At 41.9% G+C, this 6,166-nt stretch carries 3 protein-coding genes; all 3 read right to left on the bottom strand.

The window, feature by feature from the left end:
- Positions 1–114: 114 nt before the first annotated feature.
- Positions 115–2,160, bottom strand: coding sequence for a hypothetical protein (locus AB7E53_RS01760; RefSeq protein ID WP_446773821.1), 2,046 nt, complete (start codon positions 2,158–2,160; stop codon positions 115–117).
- 12 nt (positions 2,161–2,172) lie between these two features.
- The gene (locus AB7E53_RS01755) at positions 2,173–3,177 is read right to left on the bottom strand and encodes a family 43 glycosylhydrolase (protein WP_446773823.1); all 1,005 of its coding nucleotides are present in this window, start codon (positions 3,175–3,177) and stop codon (positions 2,173–2,175) included.
- Between the two features lie 139 nt (positions 3,178–3,316).
- Positions 3,317–6,166 (bottom strand): response regulator (locus AB7E53_RS01750; protein ID WP_446773819.1); only part of this gene is annotated, 2,850 nt, incomplete at its 5' end.

The raw sequence follows: 6,166 nt of genomic DNA, 5'->3' as shown, positions 1-6,166 counted from the left end.
AATAAAAACGCCGTAGGATGAAACTCTACGGCGTTTTTCACGTACTAAATCTGAATATCCAAAATTAACCGTTGGTAATTTTGACAAATTCTATTTTATCATTTACTTCATTCCTTATTTTCCAAGAAATTTTTCAGATCTCCCCGGACTGTAAAGCTCCCAAAGTGAAGCAACTGTCCATCCCGGAGCGAAAATATCATTATAGAATCCCTTTCCGTTTTTGCCATAATCCCACTGAGTATGTTGTACTACTTCAGGATAATAGCCTTTCTTTTCGACGCCGCAAAGATTACCTTCAACAGGAAGTAACTGTTTCATTGAGCTACTTATCACTTTGGAAAAGCCTGAAAAACGCGGCTCTTTGTAATAATCTGACAGCCAATCAAGAACCGACGCAAACTCGAAGATAAAGACGTCGATATGGTTATTTTCGACAGATACATTACCCCATCCCCTGGTTTTGAGACCAAGGTCTCCCAACATTTGTCCCCTTGCAAAAGGCACATCCCATACATAATACCAGGATAACGCAAAATACGACGCTCTCTTTGTAAGTGAAGCATAATGCTCCCGCTCTGCTCCTTTGGAAACCAAAGCCAGATAATATGTAGCCGTTGCAGCATATAATGAAGCCTCCTTGTCCTCGCAGTTGGCATCCAGCGTAGATGAAAAGTAATCAGCTTTAGATATGAGTTCCTTTTCAAGATATCCGGCAGTACGTTTGGCTCCATCAAGGTATCTCTTATCATTAAAATATTTGTATCCCATCACCAAGGGCAATGTAGCCGAAGGGGTACTCCCTCCGCTCTTATCGGCTATACTAAAATCATCTTTAAACTTACGGGGGAAACTTCCGTCACCTTGTTGTATACGTAAAAACATGTCCAACATATGTTTCATTTTAGTCTCCCATTCCGGATGCTTTCGTCCATGTTCTTTTTCGTATTGCAAGTAGTGCAATATCGCATATACACCTTCAGATTGTCGGCGAATACTAAGAGTCTTTTCTTCATAGCCTGTTTTAAAATCTACAAACTCTTTAAAGAATCCTGCAGAAGTAAAACCATTTGCCAGATAGCTGTCGAAAACTCTTTTACTTTGTGCAGGCAAGTCCGATCGTTTTTGTTGTTCACCATATTCCAGGGCATTATAGGCATTGAGCAGAACACGGCCCACAAAACCCACTTCAGCAATACCGACGGGGGTACAATCATAGGTTGGCAGGTGTACACCCGAAGTGTAAACCAATGGTTTTTCGGTTACCAGACTTTCTGTAAAATAATTGCTCAAGACCTCCTTCATCCGATCCGATGTATAAGGTGATTGTACTGGTTGAGGTTGATAACTATCGTATGCATATTCCCACATTTGTTGAACAAAAGCGGAATAGTCGGCCGACCTATTCTCCTGTATCTCCCATGTCAGAATAACAGTCTCTCCTTTTTTTACATATTGAAAAGCTTTAACTGCCGGAGCCAAAGTCAACTTCCGTATGTAACTACGGGGAGTTTCCTGATACGGAAATCCAAAAGAGAGATTAGCAACACCGTCTTGATTCTCGAACCCTGTATAGCCAAGTGATGTTTTACCGGACAACACCACTTCACCCTCTTTATGAGTGGTTAAAGCTTCGTGAGCAAAATCATCCTTACGTGAAATGGTAAGAGATTCTCCGTTTTTTTCGTTAAAGATACCCGTAAGAGGAGCACTAAGGCGGTCTTCCCTTACAGTCCAACTATCCGACGTGTGGAAGGAAGGAGCCTCTTTTGGCGACCGCAGATTGCGGCGATACCAGAACCCCGGCAGATAAAACAAACAATCTTCGTGACGATAACCGGTGCGGAGAAGCTGACTGTAATGAAGATAAACATCGTCTGATGCCGTAATAAAAACGGTCAATTCTTTCTTCTGTCCTTTTTCCACTACTTTTTGAAAAATAGTTACTGGCAATGGTTCTGCAGCAGTAAGCTGGTACGTAAAATTACTGTTGGCAAGTCTGTTGAAAGTAAGCGGATACGTGTTAGAATTGTTTCCGGGTACTTTCAACGAAAGACTTGCAACGGTCTGCGATGGTTCATAGCTGTTGGCATGCAGACCAAAAATAGTAAGCGTGGAGGCTAGCAATGCTCCGAATGTGAATTTTCTAAATAAAATACTCATAATTAATCTTTATTAAAAAACAGGCAGGAGTGATTGGACTGATGGCGAACTTGTTTCGATGCGTGGCCAGCCCTCCTTCCACTGCACCTTGTCGAGCAACAACACACGGCCATGGGGATTCTTTACATCCACGCCATGGTAAAAAATCCAGTCGTTGCCGGCTTTATCTGTAACTATTTCTGAATTATGACCTGTACCCACGAAAGAGTTGTTTTTCTGAATCAGGACTTCGTGATGGTTGGTAAGCATACTTTGACCACTTTTATCGGCATAGGGGCCAAATAAGTTGCTGGAACGTCCCACCACTGTGGTATATGTACTCTTCAAACCTTCGCAGCAAGTTCCTGTAGAGGCAAACAGATAATAAAAACCATTTTTCTTATGGATATAAGTCCCTTCGTAGGCAGTTCCTGCAATTTGTTTTTTTTCAGCACCCGGTTTAACCGAAAGTCCGTTGTCGGCCAGTTCGATGGCAAAAATACCTCTGAAACTGCCCCAAAACAGATACCTGGAACCGCCCTCTTCTATATAAAAAGGATCGATGGAATTTTGCACGCCAATTTCATTACTTCTGAACAACATTCCATGATCCTGAAAAGGTCCTTCTGGCTTATCCGAGGTTGCAACACCAATACCGCAAGTCCACTCGCCACCCCAGACAGACATTGAGTAATACAATACATATTTATCTCCAATACGATTAATATCCGGAGCCCAAATCCCCCCCTTAGGTTCGAAATTGGGGCGTGTCTGATCGGTGAAAGCTGTGCCGACTTCCGTCCAGTTCACCAAATCGGACGAATGAAGGATAGGTACATTACGGATATCTTCCGTTGCATATAAATAGAAGGAGCTATCTGCTGCCTGAATAGTTGTTGGATCGGGCAGACTAAAATTGACTACAGGATTTCTATAGGTAGTTTTCACATCTGGCACCTCAGGATTATCAGGCAATGGATCGCCCGTCACACCTGAGCCACAAGAAAGAAGAATACTGAGAATAAGGATCGGACTCATGACTCTTTTCATATAGTTTTTAAATTGAAACAGCGTGTTTGCTCTGCACAAAAGTACCCTATTCGAATTATTTGAGATAAAACAATCCGGTCAATCTATAAAACAATCGAATCAAATGAGGATGAAAAAGCTCTTACGTTCAGGGATTCACAAAATCTTTGGGTAAAACGCCAAATTGTTTCTGGAAGCATTTGGCAAAATAAGAGGGTGTATTAAACCCTACCCGGTAACACACTTCATTTATCTTACACTCGCCTTCCTGTAACAAAGAGGCAGCCTTTTTAAGTCGTTCCAGTCGAATATAGTCGTTAGGGGTAAGATCAAGTATTCCTTTTATCTTACGGTTCAGACTGGATCGGCTCATGTGCATACTTGCCGCCAAATCATCCAGATTAAACTCAGGATCCGACATATTACGTTCTACCTCTTCGTTCAATATCTTCAGAAAAGACTCGTCGGCTTTTGTGATCGCCAGCGTGTTTATCCCAATAAAAGGAGAGCTTACAAATGCCTGATGCAATTTTTCACGATTTGTAAGCATACCAGAAATGCTGACAAGCAAGAATTCAATGGAAAATGGTTTTTCGATATAAGCATCAGCACCCGAACGGATTCCATCTATTTTAGCCTGTACATTGGTTTTGGCTGTAAGTAAAATGATAGGGATGTGACTATATGACAGATCCGATTTTATCCGGGAACAAAGCTCCAATCCGTCTATCTTCGGCATCATAACATCACTCACAATCAAATTTACATAATTTGTGTCCAACATTTCTATCGCCTCCTGACCATCAGCGGCAGCTAATACGGTGTAGTGTGGAGATAAATGACGACACAGAAAACCTCTCATCTCCTGATTATCTTCCACAACCAGAACTACTTCTTTTCTCTCGTTGGATTTCGTCTGCACGTTTGACAATTCAGGTTCGATGTCGTTCGTTTTTTGATCAACCGGGAGAATATCATACAACGGAGCAATAAACTCAGAAGTCGCATGTACATCTTCCATAGCAAGCGGTACCTCAGAATTCAACCGGATAGTCTCTTTGTGATGAACCGGAAGGGTTAACCGGAAAACGTTCAGTTCAAGTGTTTCATCCATCATCAGGGTACCCTCATGCAATTCTGCCAGCGAACGGGCCAAAGCCAACCCGATACCGGTACCCGAAGTCTGCTTCTTCCCTTTGTCATTATATTGTACAAATGGTTTAAAAATAGCCTCTCTCATTTCGGAAGGAACAATCTCTCCGTCGTTAGCCACCACAACAGAAAACCAACCGGCAGGTTCTTCGGTCACAAGCTTTACATGAATAAAGCCACCCGCATGATTCAACGCATTGGAAAACAGATTACTCACAATCTTAATCAGAGCCTCTCTGTCGCATGAAACTACATAACTATCCAACGGAATATCCATTCTGAAATCAATACACCTCTGCTTTGCCAGCGGTATAAACCGCGCATGAATATCCTTCAGTAATGCTACTATCTCACATTCAACAAAAGCTAGCCGGAAGACATTATTTTCTGTCTTCCTGAAATCCAGCAGCTGATTGGTCAGATCCAATAACCGGTTCGCATTCCTGCTCATAATCTGTAAATCCTCTTCCACTCCGGGTTGAAACTCATTTTCTTTCAAAATATTTTCAAGGGGACTTTTGATAAGTGTAAGAGGAGTTCTGATCTCATGCGCCACCTGAGTAAAGAAGTCGACTTTAGCATTATAAAGTTCGCGCTCCTTTTCCCGTTCAAACTTTTCCATTTGCAGACGGTGCTTCTGTACACTTCGATTTTTCAGGTAACGATAAACTCCGTAAAGCGTTGCCAGTACAACCAGGATATAACAGGCAAAAGCCCAGAAAGTAAGATAATAGGGTGGTAAAATATGAATTTCGAGTGTTGTTGGAGTAGCATTCCATAATCCATCACTGTTCGACCCTTTAACCATAAAAGTATAGGATCCATAGGGCAGATTAGAATAATTGATTACCGGAGACTCCCTAACGTAAAACCATTCCTTGTCGAATCCCTCCAGTTTATACATCAGCTTATTCATCCGCGGCGACTGATAACTTAACGCTGCAATACGGAATGAGAATGAATGCTGACTAGATTTAAGGGTAATGGCATCCAGCAAACTGATACTTTTGGGTAAAGGAGAATCTTTAGTCGCTACCGGCACCTTACGGTTGAACAAAAGAAAATCCGTAATAACCACCGGCGGTACATACCTGTTTTCTGTAAAGCTAGCCGGATCGAAACCGATAAAACCTTCAATTGTTCCCATATATATTTTACCGGAACGGTCTTTGAAAGCCGATTGATAGTTAAACTGATTGCTTAGCAACCCGCTTGAAACGGTATACACCTTTCCTGCCTTTGTTACGGGATCAAAGCAAAATAATCCGTCGTTGGTCGTTATCCAGAGCTTTCCGCTGTTATCTTCCACCATATTAAAAACAACATTGGATGGTAATGCAGAAGATTCGGAATTATAATGTTCAAACCTATCATGTACCTTATCATACATACAAAATCCACCACCCTGAGTGGTAAACCATAACCGCTTAGCCGTATCCTGAAAAACGCTCAGCACCCTGTCGGTGGATAAGCTGTATGGATTATTTTCTTCGTGTACAAAGTGTTTCCATATATTATTAGCTGGATTAAAGCAATATATTCCGTTTGCATAGGTGGCAATCCAAAGGTTACCTGCATCATCTTCCAGCATATCGTAAATAAAAATACCTGTCAACTTTTCCACCCGTATAAAGCGATCCGACTCTCTGTCGTAGGTATGCAAACCATAGGTTGTTCCAATCCACAATGTTCCTGATATGGAACGACAAACCGAAAAAATATCATTCGAACTCAAGTCATCCTCTCTCATTCCCTTCTGATAGTTCTTAACTCTTCCGGTGCGTAAATCAATGCGGTTGAGTCCCTTGGAAAAGGTGCCCACCCACAGAAAATTTCCATCCATGCA

It is taken from the genome of Macellibacteroides sp., from assembly GCF_050251695.1.
Taxonomy (GTDB): Bacteria; Bacteroidota; Bacteroidia; order Bacteroidales; family Tannerellaceae; genus Macellibacteroides; species Macellibacteroides fermentans.
Note: the sequence above shows the minus strand (reverse complement) of the source record. Positions and strands in the feature narration are given on the sequence as shown.